Genomic DNA, 21,519 nt, shown 5'->3' with positions numbered 1-21,519 from the left:
CCGGAGCCCCGGCGTACGGCTGGGCGGCGAGTGGGCCTTTCCCGCGCCCGGTGCAGGTTTCGGGCACCGCCCCACGCGTGCCTGAGGCCGGTCGCCGCTCGGTCTCCGCTCGCCCCGCCGCCGCCGCGAGACCCACCCTGCGGAGGTGGCGATGACCACCGTCGAGCCCACCGGCCGCGTCGTCGGGACGTGGCACGGCGCCTGGCTGCGCGTCGAAGGGTACTGGACCTGGTACCGCCGGCACTGGGTGTCCACTTTGTACTCCACCGGCCTCCAGCCGGTGCTGTTCCTCGCCGCGATGGGGCTCGGCTTCGGGTCGCAGGTGCGGCCGGGCGCGGCCACCGGCGGCCTGTCCTACCTCCAGTACATCGCCCCGGCCCTGCTCGCCGCCGGCGCCGCGCAGCAGGCCGTCGGCGAATCGAGCTACCCCGTCCTGTCCGGGTTCAAGTGGCAGAAGGACTACCTGGCGGTCACCGCCACCCCGGTGTCGCCGGGCCAGGTGCTCGGCGGCCACCTGATCTGGACGACGCTGCGGCTGACGCTCGCCGGCGCGATCTACGCGCTGGTCGCGGTGTTCTTCGGCGCCTGGACCGGCCCCGGCGTGCTGCTGGTGATCGTCGCCGGCACCGTCACGGGCCTCGCCTGCAGCACGCCGGTGACCGCGATGGCGGCGCGGACGTTCGACGAAGGCCAGCGCTTCGGCATCGTCTTCCGCTTCATCCTGATGCCGATGACGTTGTTCTCCGGCACGTTCTTCCCGATCGCGCAGCTGCCGGGCGCGATCCGCTGGCTGGCCTGGCTCTCCCCGCTGTGGCACGGCACGCAGCTCGCCCGCGGCGTGAGCGTCGGGGGAGTCGGCGGCTGGGCGATGCTCGGTCACTTCGCGGTGCTCGCGGCGATGTTCGCGGCCGGGTGGGCGGTCGCGCACCGGGCCTTCTACCGGAGGCTGGTGGTCTGATGGTGAGCGTCCAAGCTCCGCCGGCGCGGGCCGGGCTGCTGCTGCGGATCCTGCCGCCCGGGCTGTACGCGGGCCGCGCGCGCATGCTCGTCGAGCGGTCGGTGCGGGTCTACCGCAACAGCTGGCTGATCTTCCTGTCCGGCGCGGCCGAGCCGTTCCTGTACCTGCTGGCGTTCCAGCTGGGATTCGGCAAGCTCGTCACCGAGGTGGCGGGCCCGGACGGCCGCCCGATGGGCTACGTCGCGTTCGTGGCGCCGGCGCTGCTGGCGACGTCGGCGATGAACGGCGCCGTGTTCGAGTCGACGTACAACCTGTTCTTCAAGCTGCGCTACGCGAAGCTGTACGACGCGATGCTGGCGACGCCGATCGGCCCGCTGGACGTGGCGCTCGGCGAGATCGGCTGGGCGATGACCCGCGGCGGCATCTACGCCGTGGCGTTCCTCGCGATCGCGGCGGCGATGGGGCTGCTGGCGTCGTGGTGGGCGCTGCTGATGGTCCCGGCGGCGCTCCTGGTCGGGCTGGCCTTCTCGGCGATCGGCATGGCGCTGGTGACGTTCCTGAAGTCGACGGCCCAGTTCGACTACATCGCCCTCGCGCTGATGCCGATGTTCCTGTTCGCGACGACGTTCTTCCCGCTGTCGGTGTACCCGGAGCCGCTGCAGTGGGTGGTCCGCTGCCTCCCGCTGTACCACGCGATCGAGCTGATGCGCGGCCTAGCGACGGGCCTGCTCTCCGGCAGCATGCTGGTCAACCTGGCCTACCTGCTGGCCCTGGGCGCGCTGGGCCTCTGGGCCTCGACGCGCCGCATCGCGAAGCTCCTCCTGACCTGACCCCGTGTCGTCCATCCAGGTACGCGTGTCGTCCGCCCGGGTACGCGTGTCGTCCGTTCGCGTGCGGCTCAGCGGGCCGGGTCGGGCCGTCCCCGCGGCGCGACGGCGGCGAGCGCGTCCACCATCCCGTGCCCGTAGAAGCCGTTGAACCCCTCGTACCCCGCGCAGTACGCGTCCTGGGTCCCGTCGCCGGTGAGGTCGTAGTCGGCCGGGCACGGCATCGGCATCGCCTGGGCGTCCAGCGTCCGCCGCAGCTGCCGCGGCCCCGCATCCCGGTGCGTGGACGCCAGCAGCGCCAGCACCCCGGTGACGTGCGGCGCGGCCATCGACGTCCCGCACAGCGGCGCGTACCCGCCGGGCACCGTCGAAAGCACGCACTCGCCCGTCTCTCCGCCGGGCGCGGTGACGTCGATCACGCCGAGCCCGTACGAGCTGTAGCCCGCCTTCACCCGGTCCGAGCCGACGGCGGACACCGCGACGACGTCCCGCAGCGCCGCCGGCAGCGCCTCGCACCCCGAACCCGCCCCGGGCGAGCCGGACCGCGCCGACGGCGTCAGGTCGACGGCCTCGTTGGTCGCCGCCGCGACGTTCAGCGTGCCCGCGGAAGTGCTGTACTCGACCGCGCGCGCCAGCGCTTCGTGCACCACCCCGCGGTCGTCGCCGCGGATGCACGACAGCGTCCAGGGGTTCACGAAGAAACTGCTGTTGGTCAGCTTCATGTGCCGTGACGCCGCCCACATCAGCCCGCACACCGCGGCCTCCGGGTCGGCGTAGCCGCGGTCGTCGATCACTTTCACCGACGCCACCCTGACCCCGGGCGCCACACCCGTCACGCCGCGGCCGTCGTCGGCCGCCGCGATGATCCCCGCCACGTGCGTGCCGTGCACCGACGTCGTCGGCACCCAGGCCGACGGTGACCGGTCCGGGGCGCCGGTCAGGCAGCCGGCGGAGTCGTCGCGGTCGAGGGCGCCGCTGAGGTCCGGGTGGTCCGGGTCGATGCCGGAGTCGAGCACGCCGACGACGACGTCGCGGCTTCCGCGCGAGACGTCCGACACGCCCGGGGTGCGGCCCGCGTTGATCATCCGCATATCCCACTGCCGGTCGCTGAGATCCGCGGTGGGAACGCGAGCCGGGTCGGTGACGGGCAGCGTCGCGCGCGCGGGCTGCGGCCTGACCTCGGTGGCGCGCTGCGCGGCCAGCCGCTCGGCCTGGGCGCTGAACGCCTGGTCGAGCCCGATCCGGGCGCCGAACGAAGAGTCGCCCGAGGTGGCGACGGCGACGGCGATCTGCGGGTAGTAGACGGTGGTGGCCCCGCACGCGCCGGTGATCCGCGCGCGAGCGGTGGACTCGGGCGTGCCGCGGTCGAAGGTGACGACGTAGCGGAGGTTCCGGCCGTGGCCGCAGGCGGGCTCGTCGGCCGCCGCCGGACCGGCGGTGACGCATCCCGAAAGCACCAGGACGGTGCACACGGCCGCCCGCAGGGGCCGCGCCAGCAGGGACACCGGACCTCCCACCGGATGCAGGAACCGCGGGTGCCGGCGCGCGAGATCCCGGTCACCCCGAGCCGCACGGTAGCCACCCCGTGCCCGGCGGACAAGCGCTACGGCCAAGTTCCCCCGGCCGGTGGGCCCCGCGGCGCGCCCGGCGGCGTGGGCGGAGGTACCGAGTACACCGGAGCAGTCACCCGGTGTGGGATACTCGGGGAGGCCACCGGGCCGCGGGGCGCATGTGAGAGGTGCTGCCTGCGGTGTTGTGGCCCGGTGATGTGCGTGAACTCCCGCGACGCGTCGCCGCCCGCGAGCCGGGCGGCTGGACGACGTGGCGGGCGGCCCGGGGGTTGCGACAGCCTGGCCACGCATACCGCCGAGCAGACCTTTGACCGGGTTGTGCGCCACCGAGGCGGTGGTGCGGCGCCCGGTTGTCGGGCCAGGATTCCCGCCGCTGGTGACCACCACGGCGGAACGAACAGAAAGGGGCCCCTGCGCGGCCGCGTCCCTGCCGGTGAACACCGGCAGACGCGCCCGGGGGCGGAGGAGACACATGTCGAACGCGGAAACACCCGCCGAGCAGACCGGCGGGAATCCCGCCACACCCACGAGCGGTCCACTGGCCGACCTGCCTGCCCGGATCCGGGTGCACGCGCTGGCCAAGCTGCTCGCGAAGAACAGCCGGGATGTCATGGCCAAGCTCACCGAGCTGGGCGAGAGCGTGCGCAGCGCGCAGTCGAGCGTGACCAGGGACGTCGCGCACAAGGTCGCCGAAGCCTTCTCGGGCGGCGACGTCGAGGCGGCGCCGGCTTCCGGCGGTGACGTCGAGGTCGCGCCCGCTTCCGGTGGCGACGTCGAGGTGGCACCGGCGAAGGCCGAGCCGGAGTCCCGCCGCTCCGCCGTCCCGCCGGTGGCCGAGGTGCCGGCTGCCGAAGCCGAGAAGCCGCGCCCGCGGCAGAAGACCCGCGCGCACCTGCCGGTGTTCGCCGCGCCCTCGCCGGTCTTCCTGCCGCCGGAGCCCGCGGCCACCAAGCCGGCCCGCAAGCCCGCCGACCCGTTCGCGGAGCCGCCGGCCCCGGTGAAGCAGCAGGCCGAGCCGGAGAGCGCCGAGGAAGAGGCCGAGGACACCACGCCGGTCACCGACTCCGGTGACGACGACGGTGACGACGCCAACAGCCGCCGTCGCCGCCGTCGTGGCCGCCGCGGCCGTGGCCGGGGCAAGGGCGCCGACGGCAGCGACGAGACCGAGAACGAGGGCGACGACAGCCAGGCCGAGGAGCAGCCGCCCGCGCGTCGCCGCTCCCGCAACGCTGACGAAAAGCCCGCGAAGGACGAATCCGACACCGCCGAGGAGTCCGAAGGCGCCACCGACGAGTCCGACGCCGACAGTGACGACGGTGAAGGCGGCAGCAAGCGCCGTCGCCGCCGCCGTCGCCGCAAGGGCTCGGACGGCGACGACGCCGAGACCACCGACGACCCGCCCAACACCGTCACCCACGTCCGCCAGGCCAAGGCCGAGCAGGCCGAGCGCGAGCGCCCGGCGCGCGACGAGGTGCGCAGCGTCCGCGGTTCGACGCGGCTGGAGGCCAAGCGCCAGCGCCGCCGTGACGGCCGCGAGGCCGGCCGCCGCCGCGCGCCGATCCTGTCCGAGGCCGAGTTCCTCGCCCGCCGCGAGTCCGTCGAGCGCGAGATGGTCGTCCTCGAGAAGGGCGACTCGACGCAGATCGCCGTGCTCGAGGACGGCGTCCTGGTCGAGCACTTCGTGACGCAGTCGGGCTCCGGCTCGATCGTCGGCAACGTCTACCTCGGCCGCGTCCAGAACGTGCTGCCGAGCATGGAAGCCGCGTTCATCGACATCGGCCGCGGCCGCAACGCCGTGCTCTACGCCGGCGAGGTCGACTGGGACGCCGCCGGGCTCGAGGGCAAGGCCCGCAAGATCGAGCAGGCGCTGTCCACCGGCGACTCCGTGCTGGTCCAGGTGACCAAGGACCCGGTCGGGCACAAGGGCGCCCGGCTGACCACGCAGATCTCGCTGCCCGGCCGCTTCCTGGTGTACGTCCCCGCGGGCGGCGCCACCGGCATCTCCCGCAAGCTGCCGGAGAACGAGCGCCGCCGGCTCAAGGACATCCTCAAGCGGATCGTCCCGGAGGACGCGGGTGTCATCATCCGCACCGCCTCCGAGGGCATCGGCGAGGAGGAGCTGGGCCGCGACGTCGACCGCCTGAAGGCCCAGTGGGACGTCATCAAGGAGAAGGCCGCCGCCGGTTCCGGCAAGAAGGGCGGCGCTCCGACCATGCTCTACGAAGAGCCCGACCTGCTGGTCAAGGTCGTGCGTGACCTCTTCACCGAGGACTTCGCCAAGCTGGAGATCCAGGGCAACCGCTCCTGGGAGACCATCAACGGCTACGTCAGCCACGTCGCGCCGGAGCTCGCCGACCGGGTCAAGCGCTACACCGGCACCGGTGACGCGTTCGCCGACCACCGGATCGACGAGCAGATCACCAAGGCGCTCGACCGCAAGGTCTGGCTGCCGTCCGGCGGTTACCTGGTCATCGACCGCACCGAGGCGATGACGGTCATCGACGTCAACACCGGCAAGTTCACCGGTTCGGGTGGCAACCTCGAGGAGACGGTGACCCGCAACAACCTGGAGTCGGCGGAGGAGATCGTCCGCCAGCTCCGGCTGCGGGACATCGGCGGCATCATCGTGATCGACTTCATCGACATGGTGCTCGAGTCCAACCGCGAGCTGGTGCTGCGCCGCCTGACCGAGTGCCTCGGCCGCGACCGCACGCGTCACCAGGTCGCCGAGGTCACCTCGCTCGGCCTGGTGCAGATGACCCGCAAGAAGATCGGCACCGGCCTGCTGGAGGCGTTCTCGACGCCGTGCGAGCACTGCAAGGGCCGGGGCGTGCTCGTCTCGACCGAGGTGCAGCGCACGGCCGGCGGCTCGCAGTCCCACGGCGGGAACGGCAACGGCGGCGGCAACAACGGCGGTGGCGGCGGCGGCGGGGAGAAGAGCTCCCGCCGGTCGCGGGGCCGCGGCAAGGGCGACGAGGCCGCCAAGGAGCAGGCCGAGGCCGCCAAGGCCGAGGTCCACGCGGTCCCGCCGCCGGAGCAGCGCGCGTCGGTCGCGTCCGCGGTGGCGGCGATGGCCAACGCCTCGAAGGCGGCCAAGGACCACGACCACGGCGCGCTCAACGGCAACGGGCACGTCCCGGAGGTGACCGACACGGCCGAGGCCGCGGAGGCCGCCGAAGAGACGCGTCAGGAGGCCGTCGTGGAGCCGGCCACCGAGGTCGCGGGCGTCCCGGTGACCACCGAGGCGGACGAGGCCCCGGTGCCGCAGGAGGAGCCGGCGGTCGAGCGGACCTCGGCGCCCGAGCCGGCCGAAGAGCCGGTAACGGACGCTGCGGGGTCTGCTGTGGGCTCTTCGGAGCCCGCCGACCTCGACGTCGAGGTGCCCGAGCCGGCCACGCGCCCCACCCGGCGTCGGTCGCGCCGGGCCGCGTCGCGCCCGGCAGGTCCGCCGGTGCACGCCTCCGACCAGAGCCAGTGAACGACTTGGGGACCCCGGTGGTAACGCACCGGGGCACCCCACGTAACCTGTAGTACGGCCTGCCACCAGAGCAGGTCGCTGCGCGAGTGCAGGACCGCCTCCCCGGAGGTGGGCCGATCGTGCGGGCCCCCACCCATTGTCGAGTAATGCAGGAGACTTCCGTGTCGGCGTACGCGATCGTCAAGACCGGCGGCAAGCAGTACAAGGTGGCCGTCGGCGACGTCGTCGAGGTCGAGAAGCTCGAGGGCGAGCCGGGCACCGAGCACATCCTCCCCGCCGTTTTGTACGTCGACGGTGGCGATGTCACCACGGACGCCGACGCGCTGGCGAAGGTCTCGGTCACCGGCAAGGTCGTCGAGCAGACCAAGGGTCCGAAGATCCGGATCCACAAGTTCAAGAACAAGACGGGCTACCACAAGCGTCAGGGTCACCGGCAGAAGCTGACCCGCGTCGAGGTCACCGCCATCTCCCTGTAAGAACTTCCGGATCTGCTTTTTCAGAAAGAGGGCTGAGCCATGGCTCACAAGAAGGGTGCGTCCAGCTCCCGCAACGGTCGTGACTCGAACGCGCAGCGCCTCGGCGTCAAGCGCTTCGGCGGCCAGGAAGTCAACGCCGGCGAGATCCTGATCCGCCAGCGTGGCACCAAGTTCCACCCCGGCGTGAACGTCGGCCGCGGCGGCGACGACACGCTGTTCGCGCTAGCCGCCGGTGCGGTCCAGTTCGGCGAGAAGCGTGGTCGCAAGACGATCAACATCGTCGTGCCTGTCGAAGCCTGAGTTTCGGCTTCTACGCTAGACCTCTGACGAGGGGTGGGGCCGGAATATCCGGCGCCACCCCTCGTTTGTTTTGTCAGTACCCCTTTGGTTTCGCGAGTGAATAGAGGCAAGTCATGGCGTCCCGGTTCGTGGACCGCGCGGTCATCCACCTGACCGCCGGTGACGGGGGCAACGGCTGTGCCTCGGTACACCGCGAGAAGTTCAAGCCGCTCGGCGGCCCGGACGGCGGCAACGGCGGCAACGGCGGCGACGTCCTGCTGGTCGTCGACCCCAACGTGCACACCCTGCTCGACTTCCACTTCCGCCCGCACGCCAAGGCGGGCAGCGGCAAGATGGGCCAGGGCGGCAACCGCGCGGGCGCGGCGGGGGAGACCCTGGTCATGAAGGTGCCGTCCGGCACCGTCGTGTTCACCGAGGACGGCGAGATGGTCGCCGACCTCATCGGCCCGGGCACCACGTTCGTCGCGGCGCAGGGCGGCCGCGGCGGCCTCGGCAACGCGTCGCTGTCGTCGAAGGCCCGCAAGGCCCCCGGGTTCGCGCTGCTGGGCGAGCCGGGTGAGGCCCGCAACCTCGTGCTGGAGCTGCGCTCGGTCGCCGACGTCGGCCTGCTCGGCTTCCCGTCCGCCGGCAAGTCGTCGCTGATCTCGGTGCTGTCCGCGGCCAAGCCGAAGATCGCCGACTACCCGTTCACCACGCTGGTGCCGAACCTCGGCGTCATCACCGGCGGCGAGACGGTGTTCACGATGGCCGACGTGCCCGGCCTGATCCCCGGCGCGTCCGAGGGCAAGGGCCTGGGTCTCGACTTCCTGCGCCACATCGAACGCTGCGCCGTGCTGGTTCACGTCGTCGACTGCGCGACGCTGGAGCCGGGCCGCGACCCACTGTCCGATGTGGACGCTCTCGAAGCGGAGCTGTCCAAGTACACCCCGGGTCTCGGCGGGAAGCTCGAGGAGCGCCCGCGCGTGGTCGTGCTCAACAAGATCGACGTCCCGGAGGCCGCCGAGCTCGCCGAGTTCGTCCGCCCGGAGCTGGAAGCGCGCGGCCTCCAGGTGTTCGAGGTCTCGACGGCCTCGCGCAAGGGCCTGCGCGAGCTGACGTTCGCGCTCGCCAAGGTGGTCGAGCAGTACCGCGAGATGCAGCCCGTGCTGGAGCCGGAGAAGATCGTCCTGCGGCCGCTCGCCGTCGACGACACCGGCTTCACCGTCGAGCTCGACCCCGAGGAGGAGGGCGCGTTCATCGTGCGCGGCGTCCGCCCGGAGCGGTGGATCCGCCAGACCAACTTCGGCAACGACGAGGCCGTCGGCTACCTGGCCGACCGGCTCAACCGCCTCGGCGTCGAGGACAAGCTGGCGAAGCTCGGCGCGCGGCCGGGCAGCCCGGTCACGATCGGCGACGTCCAGTTCGAGTGGGAGCCGACGACGCCGAGCGTCGCGATGCACCTGTCCGGGCGCGGCACCGACGTCCGCCTCGAGAACCACGACCGGGTCGGCGCGGCCGAGCGCAAGGAAGCCCGCCGGATCCGGCGCGACGGCTCGGACGAGCCGGAAGGCGACGACCTGGACCTCGACGCGTGAGCGGCACGCGGGAAGCCATCGCTCTTGCTCGCCGGCTGGTCGTCAAGGTCGGTTCGTCGGCCCTGACCACGGCGGGCAGCGGGCTCGACGCGGCCCGGCTGGACGCGCTGGTCGACGCGATCGCGGACCGCGTCGCCCGGGACACCCAGATCGTGCTCGTCTCGTCGGGCGCGATCGGGGCCGGGCTGGCCCCGCTTTCGCTCGGCAAGCGCCCGCGCGACCTCGCGACGCAGCAGGCGGCGGCGAGCGTCGGGCAGCTGGCGCTGGCGCACGCGTACGCGGAGTCGTTCGGGCGGTTTTCGCTGACGGTCGGCCAGGTGCTGCTGACGTCCGACGACGTCGTCCGCCGGTCGCACTACCGCAACGCGCAGCGGACGTTCTCGCGGCTGCTGGCGCTCGGCGCGGTCCCGGTGGTCAACGAGAACGACACGGTGGCCACGGAAGAGATCCGCTTCGGCGACAACGATCGCCTGGCGGCCCTGGTGGCCCACCTGATCGGCGCGGACGCGCTGATCTTGCTGTCCGATGTGGACGGACTCTACGACGGCGACCCCCGCGAAGGGGCCACCCGCAAGCTCACCGAGGTCCTCTCGGAGTCCGATGTGGACGGGATCTCGGTCGGCATGTCCAGCTCCGGCCTCGGCACGGGCGGCATGGTGTCGAAGCTGGCGGCGGCGCGCACGGCGGCGGGCGCGGGCATCCCGGTCCTGCTGGCGGCGGCGTCGGAAGCCTCCGCGGCGTTGACTTCCGCCTCCCCAGGCACAGCGTTCGCCCCGGCGGACACCCGCCTGTCGGCCCGCCGCTTCTGGCTGGGCTACGCGGCGGACACGACGGGCAAGCTCCGCCTGGACGACGGCGCGGTGACGGCGGTGGTCCGCCGCCGCCGGTCGCTGCTGGCGGCGGGCATCACGGGCGTGGAGGGCGACTTCCAGGCCGGCGACGTGGTCGACCTGGTGGACGCGAAGGACCGCCCGGTGGCCCGCGGAGTGGTGGCGTTCGACGCGACCGAGCTCCCGGACCTGGTCGGCCGCTCAACCCCCGAACTCCCCCCAGAACAACGCCGCGAGGTAGTCCACGCCGACGACCTAGTCCCCCTCCGCCGCTAACCCCCACCCCGCGTCCCCGCAGGCATCACCCGTGACCCACCGGGCATCACTCGTGATCGAGCAGGCATCACCCGTGATCCGGCGGGCATCACCCGTGATCCGGCGGGCATCACCCGTGATTGAGCAGGCATCACGCGTGATCCGGCGGGCATCACCGTGTCGACCCTTCAATCACGCGTGTCGACTCTCTAATCACGCGTGATGCCCTCCCAATCACGTGCGATGCCCCTCCAGTCACGCGTGATGCCCTTCCGATCACACGTGATGCCTCGCTGATCACGGGTGATGCTCCGTCGCGCCGGGCCTCAGCCGACCGAGACCAGGCGGGCGCCGCCGTCGGCTTCCAGGATCGTGCCGCTCAGGTTGCGGTTCGTCGCTGCCAGCGCCACCACCTCGGCGACGTCGTCCGCCGTCGCGACCCGGCGGGACGGGATCGAAGCCGCCGTCTGCGCGAAGAACCCTTCGCGCACCTCCGCCGGGAAGCCGCTCCACCAGGCCGTGTCGACGACCCCCGGCGAAACCGCGTTCACCCGCCGCGGCGCCAGCTCGACCGCCAGTGGCTTGACCAGCGCTTCCACCGCCGCGTTGAGCGCGCCGATGCCCGCGGTCCCCGGCATCGCCGCGTGCGCGCTGATCGCGCCGAGCAGCGTGATCGACCCGTCCGCGGCCAGGTGCGGCAGCACGGCCTGGATCGTCGTCAGGTGCGCCCAGAACTTCGCGTCGAACGCCCGCCGCAGCATCGCCAGGTCCAGCGACGCGATCGGCCCCATCCCCTCGGCGCCGGACAGGCTCACCACCAGCACGTCCACCGTGCCGAGCGACTCCGCCAGCGCGGCCATCGCCCCGGCGTCACCGCCGTCGGCCTGGTGTCCCGTCAAGGAAGGGTCGCTCGCCGCGACGTCGTCGAGACGTTCCTTGCCACGTCCGGTCACGTGGACGTCGTAACCCTGTTCGTGCAGCCGACGCGCGGTCGCCAGGCCGATGCCCGAAGTGCCGCCGGCCACGAGAGCGATGCTCATGTCTGTTCCCCATTTCGAACCGGTACGTCTCGTTTCGAAATGGACGCTACCATCGGATCCCATGACCGACCAGTCCCGTCCCGGCCGCAAGCGCAGCGAACAGAGCCGGCTGGCGATCCTCGCCGCGACGCTCGACCTCGTCGCGGAGGCGGGCTACGGCACGCTGACCGTCGAAGGCATCGCCGCGCGCTCCGGCGTCGGCAAGCAGACGATCTACCGCTGGTGGCCGTCGAAGGCCGACGTCCTGCTCGACGCGCTCGCGACGAAAGCGGACCTGTACGTGCCGATCCCGGACGAGGGGACGTTCCGCGCCGACCTCGCCGGCTTCCTGGGCAGCACGTTCGAGCTGGGCGGGAAAGCGCAGGTGGCGGACACGTTGCGCGCGCTGATGGCGCAGGCGCAGATCGACCCGGAGTTCGGCAAGCGGTTCCGCGAGGACTTCCTCGACCGCCGTCGCGAGGCGCTCGGCTCCATCGTCGAACGGGCTCGCGAGCGCGACGAACTGCCGGCGGAAGTCAGCTCCCGCACGGTGATCGACGTCGTGTTCGGCACGCTCTGGTACCGGCTCCTCGCGACGCGGGAGCCGATCGGCCGCGATCTGGCCGGTGAACTGGTGGCGCTACTGGCCGATCACGGCGCCTCGACCGCCGAAATCCGGTAGCGCGCCACCGACGCGTCGAGGATCTGCGCCGTCTGCTCGTCCGACGGCCCGGACCCGCGGAAGCGCTCGAGGTCCTCGTCGGACTCCCAGCGCTCGTAGACGGTCACCCGGCCGGGGTCGAGCAGGTCGGCACCCAGCGCGTACTCCAGGCAGCCGGGTGCCTCCCGCGCGAGCCGGACGGCTTCGGCGCAGCTCTCGACGTAGGCGTCACGCTCTTCGGGAGCGACCTGCAGCCAGCCGGCGACGATGATCACGGCGTCACCCGATCGGGCTTGATCGTGAGCAGCAGCCGCGTCTGGTCCCGCCCGCCCCACCATGGGTACGGGCCGCCGAGGTAGCGCTGAGCCAGCTTCTCGATGTGCTCGACGGCGCCGTCTTCGGTCGTGTCGATGACCTGCCCGCGGATCGCGTAGTAGCGCGACGGCCGCTCGCGGTCGGCGACGTTGAGTGCCACCCGCGGGTCACGCTCGATGTTGCGCTGCTTCTGGTGGCCCAGCACGGTGTTGACGAGGATGTGCGTGCCGTCGGTGTCCACCCAGGTCTGGGTGAGCTGCGGCGAGCCGTCGGGCATCAAGGTGGACAGGAAGCAGAGGCTGGGCTCGCGCAGCAGCGCGAGCAGGTCGCCGGGCAGTTCCAAGGTGATCTCCGCTAGAGCTGGTCGGGCGCTTCGATGCCGAGCAGGGAGAGCCCGAGCGCGAGCGTGTGCGACGCCAGCGTAGTCAACCTCAGCCGGGACGCGCGCAGGTCCGATGAGGACGCTTTCAGGACCGGACATTCCTCGAAGAACCGGGAAAACGCGACCGCCGTCTCGTACAGGTACGTACAGAGCTTGTGTGGCGCGTAGCCGTCTGTCGCGGCCTTCAGTGCTTCGCCGAACCTGAGCAGCTTCAGCGCCAGCGCTCGTTCTGCCGGCGCTTCGAGCGTGATTTCCGCACCGTCGGGCAGCCCGCCCGCCTTCCGCAGGATCGACCGCGTCCGCGCGTGCGCGTACTGCAGGTACACCGAGGTGTTGCCCTCCTTGGCGAGCATCCGGTCCCAGGCGAAGACGTAGTCGCGTTCGCGGTCGCCGGACAGGTCGGCGTACTTGACCGCGCCGATGCCGACCGCACGCGCGACTTCGGCCTGCTCCGCCGCGTCCAGCTCACTGCGTTCGGCGACGACCGCGGCGGCCTGCGTCACGGCTTCGGTGAGCAGGTCGGCCAGCTTGACCGTGTCGCCGGAGCGGGTCCGCATGGTCTTGCCGTCCGCGCCCAGCACCGTGCCGAAGCCGATGTGCTCGGCGTGCCCGGTCAGCCAGCCGGCCGCGCGGCAGACGGCGAACAGCATCGCGAAGTGCTGTGCCTGCGGCGTCCCGACGACGTAGAGGAGGTCGGTCGCGCCGCGTTCGGCCGTCCAGTACCGGACGGTGGCCAGGTCGGTCGCGGCGTACCCGTAGCCGCCGTCGCGCTTGCGGACGATCAGCGGCAGCCGGTCGCCCTCGCGGTTGCGGAACCCGTCGGGGAACACGCAGACGGCGCCGTCGCTGACCTCGGTCAGCCCGGCTTTCTCGAGGTCGTCCACCACCGCGGCGAGGTACGGGTTGTAGAAGCTCTCACCGTAGATGTCCTGGTCCGTCAAGGAAATTCCGAGCAGCGCGTAGACCTCGTCGAAGTGCCGTGTCGATTCGGCGACCAGCTCCCGCCAGACCGCGAGGGTTTCTTCGTCGCCGCTCTGCAGGAGCACGACGCGCTCGCGCGCCCGCGTCGCGAACCCTTCGTCGCTGTCGAACTTCTGCCGTGCTTCGCGGTAGAACGCGTCGAGGTCGGCGATGGCGCGGTGCCCGGCCGGTACGTCGAGGAGGTGCTCGATGAGCATGCCGAACGGCGTACCCCAGTCGCCGAGGTGGTTGTGCGGCAACACTTCGTGGCCGGCGAACCGCAGCAGGCGCGCGAGCGCGTCGCCGATCACCGTCGTGCGCAGGTGCCCGACGTGCATCTCCTTCGCGACGTTCGGGCTGCTGTAGTCCAGCGCGATCCGCCGCGGCTCGGTCGTTTCGGGCACGCCGAGACGTGGATCGCCGAGCAGCGCGGCAGTGCGTGACTCCAACCATTCCTTGCGCAGCACGAAGTTCAGGAAACCCGGCCCGGCGACTTCGGGTGGGTCGGCGATGCCGTCGAGTTCCAGCGCTCCGGCAATGGCTTCGGCGACTTCGCGCGGTGGGCGGCCGAGCCGCTTGCCCAGGCTCATCGCGAGGTTGCCCTGGTAGTCGACGCCTTCGCGCGGCGACGCCTGGATCAGCGCCTGCTCCGGCGTCAGGTCGACGTCCAGTGCTTTGCCGGCGGCGGCCACCACGCGGCGCGCCAGCTCCTCGGTAACGTCGGCGGTCTGCACGGTGTCCCTCCTTCGGCTCGGTCTCGGAGCACGCAGCGTAGCGAGCGTGACCGGGCGGTGACGAAGGGTTTACCGCAGCTCGCTGCCCTTGGTCTCGGGCAACGTGAGGATGACGCCGAACGCGATCGCCGCGCCGGCCGCGACGTACCAGAAGTAGAGCGTCGGCGAGACCGCGCCGAAGACGGTGATGAGCAGCGGCGCGGTGCCGCCGAAGATCGCGACGGTCAGGTTGTACCAAGCGCCGATCCCCAGCCCGCGCAGTTCGGTCGGGAACAGCTCGCTCATGATGGCCGGCGCGATCGACGTCATCGCCGTGTACAGCCCGAGCCCGACGCAGAACACGACGAGCAGCCCGCCGATGCTCGGGCCGATCAAGGTCGACAGCGGCACGACGACGACCGCGGTCGCCCCCGACCAGACGAGCAGCTGCGGCTTCCGCCCGACCCGGTCCGCGAGCGCGCCCATCGGGTACTGCAGGGCGATGAACAACGCCGTGCCGACGGAGAGTGCGAGGAACACGGAATCCGCGTCGGCGTGCCGGTTCTTGACCGCGAACGACGTGAGCGCGCTGAAGAACGTGTAGTAGCAAAGGGTCGAGAGCATCGTGAAGCCGACGAGCCTGCCGACGGCCTTGGGGTGGTGCGTGAGCGTCGTCAGCAACGGCCGCTCGAGCTTGCGCGCCTTGGCCTTCGTCCGCTCGAACAGCTCGGTCTCGGCGAGACTGCGGCGCAGCCACAGCCCGACCACGCCGAAGACGCCGCCCAGCAGGAACGGCAGCCGCCAGCCCCAGGACGCGAGCTGCGCCTTGTCCAGCGTGCGGGCCAGGACGAACCCGAGCACGGTCGCGATCAGCACCGCCGACCCGGTCGAGATGTAGAAGAACGCCGAGTACCGGCCACGACGCTCCGGCGGAGCGATCTCGCCGAGGTAGGCGGACGCGTTCGACACTTCGCCGCCGAGCGACAGCCCCTGCGCGATGCGGGCGAGCAGCAGCAGGATCGGGGCGAGCCAGCCGACCTGGGAGAACGTCGGCAGCAGCCCGATCGCGACCGAGCCGCCGGCCATGAGCAGGATGGTGAGGATCATGGCGGGCTTGCGGCCGCGCGTGTCCGCGAAGCGCCCGAGCAGCACTCCGCCGAGCGGGCGGAAGAAGAACGCGAGCGCGTAGGTGGCGAACGTGTTGATCAGGGCGAGGGTGTCGTTCCCGGCGGGGAAGAACGCGCCGGCGAAGTAGATGCTGAACGTCGCGTAGATCGTCCAGTCGAACCACTCCAGCGCATTGCCCGCGCTCGCCGCGAACAGCTTGCGCACCGGCAGCCGGTGCCGCTGGGATGCCTGCACGGTGGACTCGGTCATGGCGGCCTCCACGTCACCCGAAGGTGGAACGGGACTTTGCCACATTCGTTCGCGGTGCGAAAGATCCCCACTGCCCGATTACCCCGCCACCCCGACTTCCAGGCACGCCCCGACCCTCCAGCCACGCAACCCGACTGCCCAGCCACGCGACCCGGCCCTCCAGGCACGCGAGTCGTCCGTTTAGGTACGCGAGTCGTCCGTCCGGGTACGCGAGTCGTCCGTCCGGATTGGTGACTTCCTCCCTTACGCCGTGCTGGCCAGCGCGAACGGCAGCACCGCGGGCGCCCCGGCCCGCCGCAGCAGCCGCGCGGCCAGCGTCATCGTCCAGCCCGTGTCGATGACGTCGTCCACCAGCAGGATCGGCCCGGCCGGCAGCGTCGCCGCGAGGTCGGCCGGCATGCTCATCCGCCGCCAGAGGTCGGCCAGCCGCTGCGCGCTGTTCGCCTGACGCGGCGGGGGCCCGTCCGCGTCGAGCGCGCCCAGGAAGTCCAGCTTGCCGACGTCGGCCAGCCGCGTCGCGAGGCTGTACACGAGCTGCGGCCGCGTCGACGACGGCACCGCCACCACCGCGACCGGACGCTCCGCCCACTTCCACCCGGCGAGCACCTGGACGCAGGCCTTGAACACCGAGTCGGGTACGTCGGTGTCCGCCGCCGTCGCGCCGACGAGCTCCCGCAACCGGTTGCCCCACCCGACGTCGGTGAGCCGCCCGAGCACCTGACCCGGCTCGGCCTGGTCGTCGGCCGAGATCCGGCCGGACACCGGAACGTCCAAAGAGGACATCCCGGTGGGCCACTGCTTCCGGGGCGCGACCTCGACGCCCGGCCGTTGCAGCCGTTCCCGGGTCGCTTCGGCGACGTCGTCGGCGACCGTCGTGTCCCAGTGCTTGCCGGTGCAGTTGTCGCACCGCCCGCACGGCGCCGCCTCGGGGTCGTCGAGCTGGCGCCGCAGGTACTCCATCCGGCAGCCGTCGGCCGCCAGGTAGCCGAGCATCGCGGCCTGCTCGCGCTCCCGGGCCTCCGCGACCCGCCGGTACCGCCCGCGGTCGTACTCCCAGTCCTGACCCGTGCTCGTCCAGCCGCCCTTCACGCGCCGCACCGCGCCGTCGACGTCCAGGACCTTGAGCACCATTTCCAGCCGTGACCGGGAAAGCTCCACCGACGGCTCGAGCGCGGCCGTCGACAGGGGACGGTCGGCGTAGGCGAGGGTGTTCAGCACCTGCGTCACCCGCAGCTCGTCGGGGAAGGCGAGCGACCCGAAGTACGCCCAGATCGCCTTGTCCTCCTCGCCGGGCAGCAGCACGACCTCGGCGCGCTCGACGCCACGCCCGGCGCGGCCGACCTGCTGGTAGTACGCGATCGGCGACGACGGTGCCCCGAGGTGCACGACGAACCCGAGGTCCGGCTTGTCGAACCCCATGCCCAGCGCGGACGTCGCGACCAGCGCCTTGACGCGGTTGCCGAGCAGGTCGTCCTCGGCCGCCTGCCGGTCGGCCGGGTCGGTCTTGCCGGTGTACGCCGCCACCGGGTAACCACGGTCCTTCAGCAGCGACGCGACGTCGTGCGCCGCCGCCACGGTCAGCGTGTAGATGATCCCCGACCCGGGCAGCTCGGCCAGGTGCTCGGCGAGCCAGGCCAGCCGCGCCTGCGACGTCGGCAGCCGGCACACCGACAACCGCAGGCTCTCCCGGTCGAGGGTGCCGCGCAGCACGAGCGTGTCCGTGCCCGTGCCGAGACCCAGTTGCTCGGCGACGTCGGTGACGACGCGGTCGTTCGCCGTCGCCGTGGTCGCCAGCACCGGCACGCCGTCGGGCAGGTCGCCCAGCAGCGTGCGCAGGCGCCGGTAGTCCGGCCGGAAGTCGTGCCCCCAGTCGGAGATGCAGTGGGCCTCGTCGACCACCAGCAGCCCGGTGCTCGCGGTCAGCTTCGGCAGGACGTTGTCGCGGAAGTCCGGGTTGTTCAGCCGTTCGGGGCTGACCAGGAGGACGTCCACCTCGCCGGCCGCGACCGAGGCCTGCACCTGGTCCCACTCCTGCGCGTTCGCGGAGTTCATGGTCGCCGCGTGGATCCCGGCCTTCGCCGCCGCCGAGATCTGGTTGCGCATCAGGGCGAGCAGGGGCGAGACGATGACCGTCGGCCCGCTGCCCTGTTCCCGCAGCAGCGCCGTGGCCAGGAAGTACACCGCCGACTTGCCCCAGCCGGTGCGCTGCACGACCAGCGCGCGCCGTCGCTGCGCGACCAGGGCCTCGATGGCCGTCCACTGGTCTTCGCGCAGCTTCGCCGAATCGCCGGCCAGGGCCCGGAGGAGGGTCTCGGCGCGGTCGCGGAGGGCTGGGGTGGTGCTGGTCGTGTCCACGTCCCCACGTCTACCCCATGGCACCGACGATCCGGGAATCGGCGGCGGCGCGAACGGACCGTTCGTGTCGAATACGGGTGGTTATGTGACCTGAATCACATCTGCGACCCGGTCGGGCGAGGTGGCGGACAGCACCCGACGCCTCGCGCGCGCGATGTATAGGCTCCCGAGTCATGTCACCACGGCGGATCGGGGTCATGGGCGGCACGTTCGACCCCGTGCACCACGGCCACCTCGTCGCGGCCAGCGAGGTCCAGTCCCGGTTCGGGCTCGACGAAGTGATCTTCGTCCCCACCGGTCAGCCCTGGCAGAAGACCAGCCGCCGGGTGACCAAGGCCGAGGACCGCTACCTGATGACGGTCATCGCGACCGCGTCCAACCCGGTCTTCTCGGTCAGCCGCGTCGACATCGACCGCGCCGGCCAGACCTACACCGTCGACACCCTGCGCGACCTGCACGCCGAGTACCCCGGCGACCAGCTCTTCTTCATCACCGGCGCCGACGCCCTCGAGCAGATCCTGACCTGGCACAAGGCCGACGAGCTGTTCGACTTCGCGCACTTCATCGGCGTCACGCGGCCCGGCTACCGGCTCAATTCGCACCACCTGCCCAGCGGCAAGGTGAGCCTCGTCGAGGTCACCGCGATGGCGATCTCGTCGACCGGCTGCCGCGATCGCGTCGAGCGCGGGGAGCCGGTCTGGTACCTCGTTCCCGACGGCGTCGTCCGCTACATCGCGAAGAAGGATCTCTACCGGAAGAGCGACTGAAGCACCGCTGGTCGCGGCGGGTACTCTTCTCGGGCGAACCCGATCTGTGAAGGAGCACCGTGGCAGCCACGTCCGAGGCACGAGAGCTGGCCGTAGCGGCCGCACACGCGGCGGCGGACAAGAAGGCCAGCGACGTAGTCGTGCTGGACGTGTCCGAGCAGCTCGTCATCACCGACGCCTTCGTCATCGCCTCCGCGTCCAACGAGCGCCTGGTCGGCGCGATCGTCGACAATGTCGAGGAGAAGCTGCGGGAGAGCGGGCACAAGCCGGTCCGCCGCGAGGGCGCCCGCGAGGGCCGCTGGGTCCTGCTCGACTACGTCGACGTCGTCGTGCACGTCCAGCACGTCGAGGAGCGCACGTTCTACGGCCTCGAAAGGCTGTGGAAGGACTGCCCGCGCATCGAGGTGGCCGGTCTCGAAGAGCCGCCCGCCGACGAGGACCCGGACGTCCCGTGAGCCCCCGGCGGCTCGTGCTCTGGCGCCACGGCGAGACGGACTACAACGCCGCCGGGCGGATGCAGGGACACCTCGATTCGGCGCTGACACCGGTCGGCTGGAACCAGGCCCGGTTCGCGGTCCCCGCGCTGGCCCGGTTCTCCCCGGACCTCGTCATCGCGTCCGACCTGCGCCGCGCCACCGACACGGCCACCGTGCTCACCGACGCGATCGGCGTCCCGCTGCGGATCGACAAGCGGCTGCGCGAGACGCACCTCGGCGAATGGCAGGGGCTCACCGGCGCGGAGGTCGACGCGGCCTACCCCGGTGAACGCGACCGCTGGCGCAAGGACGCGACCTGGGCGCCGCCGGGCGGGGAGAACCGCCTCGACGTCGCCGACCGCGCGGGCGAAGTGGTCAGCGACCTGCAGCAGGCCAACTCTGCGGTGGGCGACACCGTGCTGCTGGCCGCGCACGGCGGGCTGATCACGGCGCTCACCGCGCGGCTGCTGAACCTGCCGGTGGAGACCTGGCCGTCGCTGGGCGGGATCTCGAACTGCCACTGGGTCGAGCTGGGCGCGCGCGACGGGAAGTGGCGGCTGCAGGCCTACAACGCGGGGATGCACGGCTAGCCGATGGGGCCGCGCCTGCTCGTGTTCGGCGATTCGCTGAGCTTTCACGGTCCCGAAGGACCCTGCGCCGCGGACGAACCGCGGCTGTGGCCCAACGTGGCCGCGGCCGCGTTGGGCGGCACCGCCGACCTGGTCGCCGGGATCGGCTGGACCGCCCGCGACGCTTGGTGGTCGCTGACCGGCGACCCGCGGGTCTGGGCCGATCTGCACCACGTCGACGCGGTCGTGCTGGCGGTCGGCAGCATGGACACGTTGCCTTCGCCGTTGCCGACGTACCTGCGCACCGGGCTGAAGTACCTGCGGCCCGACCCCGTGCGACGCGTGGTGCGCAAGGCCTACCTGGACGCGCAGCCCCGGCTTTCGGTCGCCTTCCGCGGCCGTCCCGTCGTGCTGCCGGCCAAGCTCACCGTGCAGTACCTCGACACGGCGGTGGGCGCGTTGCGCGTCCTGCGGCCGGAGTTGCCGATCTTCAGCATGCTGCCCTCGGTGCACCGCGCGGCGGCCTACGGTGGCGTGCACACCGCGCGGCCGGCCGCGGCGGCCGCGATGGCGGCCTGGGGCGCGCGGTCGGGGGTGCCGTTGCTGGACCTCGAAGCCGTTGTCGGAGAGCACGTCCTGAGCGGCGAAGGCAACCCCGACGGCATGCATTGGGGCTGGCAGGGGCACGCCGCGGTGGGCGACGCGATGTCCGTGTTGATGAAGCCGGTGCTGGCCCCCGGCCACGTAGGCTGACGGCGTGTCGGTCGCCGTAGTCACGGATTCCACCGCCCACCTGCCGGAGGGCTTCGCCGAACGGCACGCGGTCCGGGTGGTGCCGCTGCACGTCCTGGTCGACGGCGTGGTCTCCCTCGACGGCGTCGAGACCGGCCCCGCGGCGGTCGCCGAGGCGATGAGCCAGCACAAGATCGTCACGACGTCCCGGCCGACGCCCACGGAGTTCGTCAACGAGTACCGCGCGGCGCTCGCCGACGGCGCGGACTCGATCGTTTCGGTGCACCTCTCGCGCGAGTTGTCGGGCACCTGGGAAGCGGCGGTGCTGGCCGCGCAGGAAGTCGGGCCGGACCGGGTCCGCGTGGTCGACTCGCGCACCACCGCGATGGGGCTCGGGTTCGCCGCGCTGCACGCCGCCTCCGCGGCCGCGGCCGGGTCCGACGCGGCCGCCGTCGAAGCCGCCGCGGTGACCGCGGCCGGCTGCTCGTCGACGTTGTTCGTCGTGGAAACCCTCGACCACCTGCGTCGCGGCGGGCGGATCGGGCCGGCGGCCGCGCTGCTCGGCACGGCACTGGCGGTGAAGCCGGTGCTGCACATGTCCGAAGGCCGGATCCTGCCGCTGGAGAAGGTCCGCACCATGAACCGGGCGCTCGCGCGGCTGGTCGAGCTCGCCGCCCAGGCCGCCCGGGACGACGACGTCGAGCTGGCCGTTCACCACCTCGCGTCGCCGGAGCGGGCGGTCGAGCTGGCGAACCGGCTGGAAGAGGCCGTGCCGCGCTCGGCGGGGTGCGTGGTTTCCGAGCTGGGGGCGGTGATCGGAGCCCACACCGGGCCCGGGGTGCTCGGGGTGGTCGTCCAGCGGACGGTCCCGTCCCGCAGCTAGCCCGCCGGCGCGCCGAACCCTCCAGCATGCCACCCGGGTAC

The 21,519-nt window shown here is 72.0% G+C and carries 20 protein-coding genes; 13 read left to right on the top strand and 7 right to left on the bottom strand.

The genetic code is table 11. The features are described 5' to 3' along the window. Positions 1-151 precede the first annotated feature (151 nt). Positions 152-958: an ABC transporter permease gene (locus ABZ342_RS07865; RefSeq protein WP_360469988.1), complete on the top strand. Its 807-nt coding sequence runs from the start codon at positions 152-154 to the stop codon at positions 956-958. Beyond that, positions 958-1,788 carry an ABC transporter permease gene (locus tag ABZ342_RS07860; protein WP_360469985.1) on the top strand — a complete coding sequence of 277 codons (831 nt, stop codon included), beginning with the start codon at positions 958-960 and terminating at the stop codon, positions 1,786-1,788. Before ABZ342_RS07865 ends, ABZ342_RS07860 begins: the two co-directional genes overlap by 1 nt. Positions 1,789-1,856: 68 nt before the next feature. Here ABZ342_RS07860 and ABZ342_RS07855 read toward each other — a convergent pair whose 3' ends face one another. Next, the gene (locus ABZ342_RS07855; protein ID WP_360469983.1) at positions 1,857-3,290 is read right to left on the bottom strand and encodes a S8 family serine peptidase; all 1,434 of its coding nucleotides are present in this window, start codon (positions 3,288-3,290) and stop codon (positions 1,857-1,859) included. A 538-nt stretch (positions 3,291-3,828) separates the two neighbouring features. On the opposite strand from ABZ342_RS07855, the gene ABZ342_RS07850 reads away from it, so the two are divergent. From ABZ342_RS07850 to proB, 5 genes are all read left to right on the top strand, one after another. Continuing rightward, entirely contained in the window at positions 3,829-6,834 is a 3,006-nt protein-coding gene (locus ABZ342_RS07850; RefSeq protein ID WP_360469980.1) for a translation initiation factor IF-2 N-terminal domain-containing protein, read from the top strand. Positions 6,835-6,995: 161 nt separating this feature from the next. Further along, positions 6,996-7,310, top strand: coding sequence for a 50S ribosomal protein L21 (gene rplU / locus ABZ342_RS07845; protein ID WP_003067132.1), 315 nt, complete (start codon positions 6,996-6,998; stop codon positions 7,308-7,310). 39 nt (positions 7,311-7,349) lie between these two features. Then, positions 7,350-7,610 carry a 50S ribosomal protein L27 gene (rpmA, locus tag ABZ342_RS07840; protein WP_155545674.1) on the top strand — a complete coding sequence of 87 codons (261 nt, stop codon included), beginning with the start codon at positions 7,350-7,352 and terminating at the stop codon, positions 7,608-7,610. A 113-nt stretch (positions 7,611-7,723) separates the two neighbouring features. Then, positions 7,724-9,184 (top strand): GTPase ObgE, encoded by a 1,461-nt coding sequence (gene obgE / locus ABZ342_RS07835; protein WP_360469977.1) that lies wholly within the window; start codon positions 7,724-7,726, stop codon positions 9,182-9,184. Further along, positions 9,181-10,290 carry a glutamate 5-kinase gene (proB, locus tag ABZ342_RS07830; RefSeq protein WP_155545676.1) on the top strand — a complete coding sequence of 370 codons (1,110 nt, stop codon included), beginning with the start codon at positions 9,181-9,183 and terminating at the stop codon, positions 10,288-10,290. The genes obgE and proB overlap by 4 nt, the downstream gene beginning before the upstream one ends. A gap of 305 nt (positions 10,291-10,595) precedes the next feature. Here the strand turns inward: proB and ABZ342_RS07825 are convergent, their stop codons facing one another. Then, a complete protein-coding gene (locus tag ABZ342_RS07825) occupies positions 10,596-11,309 on the bottom strand; it encodes an SDR family oxidoreductase (RefSeq protein WP_360469973.1) in 714 nt (237 codons plus the stop codon). A 61-nt stretch (positions 11,310-11,370) separates the two neighbouring features. Here ABZ342_RS07825 and ABZ342_RS07820 point away from each other — a divergent pair, with 61 nt between their 5' ends. Next, positions 11,371-11,970, top strand: coding sequence for a TetR/AcrR family transcriptional regulator (locus tag ABZ342_RS07820; RefSeq protein ID WP_360469971.1), 600 nt, complete (start codon positions 11,371-11,373; stop codon positions 11,968-11,970). On the opposite strand, the gene ABZ342_RS07815 is transcribed toward ABZ342_RS07820, so the two are convergent. The 5 genes from ABZ342_RS07815 to ABZ342_RS07795 all read right to left on the bottom strand — a co-directional run bounded on the left by ABZ342_RS07815 (position 11,940) and on the right by ABZ342_RS07795 (position 18,051). Further along, entirely contained in the window at positions 11,940-12,224 is a 285-nt protein-coding gene (locus ABZ342_RS07815) for an antibiotic biosynthesis monooxygenase family protein (RefSeq protein WP_360469969.1), read from the bottom strand. The genes ABZ342_RS07820 and ABZ342_RS07815 overlap by 31 nt on opposite strands. Next, positions 12,221-12,607 carry a PPOX class F420-dependent oxidoreductase gene (locus ABZ342_RS07810; RefSeq protein ID WP_360469966.1) on the bottom strand — a complete coding sequence of 129 codons (387 nt, stop codon included), beginning with the start codon at positions 12,605-12,607 and terminating at the stop codon, positions 12,221-12,223. The genes ABZ342_RS07815 and ABZ342_RS07810 overlap by 4 nt, the downstream gene beginning before the upstream one ends. Before the next feature lie 11 nt (positions 12,608-12,618). Further along, positions 12,619-14,340 (bottom strand): arginine--tRNA ligase, encoded by a 1,722-nt coding sequence (gene argS, locus ABZ342_RS07805; protein ID WP_360469963.1) that lies wholly within the window; start codon positions 14,338-14,340, stop codon positions 12,619-12,621. A 69-nt stretch (positions 14,341-14,409) separates the two neighbouring features. Further along, positions 14,410-15,696, bottom strand: coding sequence for an MFS transporter (locus tag ABZ342_RS07800; protein WP_360469960.1), 1,287 nt, complete (start codon positions 15,694-15,696; stop codon positions 14,410-14,412). A 243-nt stretch (positions 15,697-15,939) separates the two neighbouring features. After that, positions 15,940-18,051 carry a RecQ family ATP-dependent DNA helicase gene (locus ABZ342_RS07795; protein ID WP_155545683.1) on the bottom strand — a complete coding sequence of 704 codons (2,112 nt, stop codon included), beginning with the start codon at positions 18,049-18,051 and terminating at the stop codon, positions 15,940-15,942. 173 nt (positions 18,052-18,224) lie between these two features. On the opposite strand from ABZ342_RS07795, the gene nadD reads away from it, so the two are divergent. Genes nadD through ABZ342_RS07770 form a run of 5 tightly spaced genes read left to right on the top strand, consistent with a single transcriptional unit; the run spans position 18,225 to position 21,478 of the window. Then, positions 18,225-18,818: a nicotinate-nucleotide adenylyltransferase gene (gene nadD / locus ABZ342_RS07790; RefSeq protein WP_155545684.1), complete on the top strand. Its 594-nt coding sequence runs from the start codon at positions 18,225-18,227 to the stop codon at positions 18,816-18,818. Positions 18,819-18,877: 59 nt separating this feature from the next. Further along, positions 18,878-19,273, top strand: coding sequence for a ribosome silencing factor (gene rsfS / locus ABZ342_RS07785; RefSeq protein WP_003067112.1), 396 nt, complete (start codon positions 18,878-18,880; stop codon positions 19,271-19,273). Next, entirely contained in the window at positions 19,270-19,884 is a 615-nt protein-coding gene (locus ABZ342_RS07780; RefSeq protein ID WP_360469955.1) for a histidine phosphatase family protein, read from the top strand. The genes rsfS and ABZ342_RS07780 overlap by 4 nt, the downstream gene beginning before the upstream one ends. Positions 19,885-19,887: 3 nt before the next feature. Further along, positions 19,888-20,616 (top strand): diglucosylglycerate octanoyltransferase, encoded by a 729-nt coding sequence (gene octT, locus ABZ342_RS07775; RefSeq protein ID WP_360469953.1) that lies wholly within the window; start codon positions 19,888-19,890, stop codon positions 20,614-20,616. Between the two features lie 4 nt (positions 20,617-20,620). After that, positions 20,621-21,478 carry a DegV family protein gene (locus ABZ342_RS07770; protein ID WP_360469951.1) on the top strand — a complete coding sequence of 286 codons (858 nt, stop codon included), beginning with the start codon at positions 20,621-20,623 and terminating at the stop codon, positions 21,476-21,478. Positions 21,479-21,519: the final 41 nt, after the last annotated feature.

Origin of the sequence: Amycolatopsis sp. NPDC005961 (assembly GCF_040629235.1) — a bacterium.
In the GTDB taxonomy this organism is placed as follows: domain Bacteria; phylum Actinomycetota; class Actinomycetes; order Mycobacteriales; family Pseudonocardiaceae; genus Amycolatopsis; species Amycolatopsis camponoti.
The sequence above is the reverse complement of the archived record's forward strand: the minus strand, read 5'-3'. Positions and strand labels throughout refer to the sequence as shown.